The organism is Anabaena sp. CCY 9910, from assembly GCF_963920875.1.
GTDB lineage: Bacteria > Cyanobacteriota > Cyanobacteriia > Cyanobacteriales > Nostocaceae > Trichormus > Trichormus variabilis.
Map to the genome: position 1 here is coordinate 1 of NZ_CAWUDJ010000117.1, position 825 is coordinate 825.

Below are 825 nucleotides of genomic sequence, written 5' to 3' on the forward strand. Positions count from 1 at the left end.
CCCTCTTTTGTTACTTTAGGAAAAGAAAAATTGACAAGAGATTCAACTAGCAACAGAGAAACTGACTGGAGAAGCGCGAAAATCATTTATAAAGTCGATTAATTTCAAAAAGCAACGCTTCATACCAGGAATGTTAAATACTGTGAGCCAAGGTTGAATCAAACAGTAAAAAATATAGGGTTGAATGAGCAATCTCAGATTATTTAAGGCACTCTTCCATGTTATACCAGATTCCCAATTAGGATGTTGACTATATTGAGAACTATTAAAGTCTATTGATGAAGGTGATTCTGAACTAGATGTTGATTGAGTTTGTGCATGAAGTTGAAAATAAGTAGCCTGAATGCTAACTAAAAGGTAAGCACTAAAAATGATTTCCCACCAGCGTTCAATACTTTCATAATCAGTCAGACGAAAATCAGCCCAACCCAGTTCATTTTTAACCTGTTTAAAACCATATTCAATCCAGTTCCTTAAACTATAAAGTTGCGCGACATTGAGTGACAAATCAGTTGATAAATTAGTCATGATGTACCAACTTTCATCTCCAGTGGGGTCGGGTGTATTAACTTTACTGATTTGGTAATATCGGATGCGGCGACGTTGACCAAAAATAATTTCTCTCAGGTAACGAGTTTCTACTTGACGATGTGAAAGCTTTTGCTCATAAGCTTTCCAACGATTATAACGTTTTCGGCTTCCTGGGGGCATTAACACTCCATGATTGGAGCGAATTGCTACGATAAACTCTAGTTCTAATTTTTCTAAACATCTAATTACATCTCCACTCTCACCATATAGACTATCTGCTAACACTAATTTAAT

At 35.9% G+C, this 825-nt stretch carries 1 protein-coding gene; it reads right to left on the reverse strand.

Going from position 1 to position 825, the window contains the following annotated elements:
* Nucleotides 1–42: 42 nt before the first annotated feature.
* A partial coding sequence (locus tag ACM5QX_RS29540) for a transposase (RefSeq protein WP_414756758.1) occupies nt 43–825 on the reverse strand: 783 nt, incomplete at its 5' end.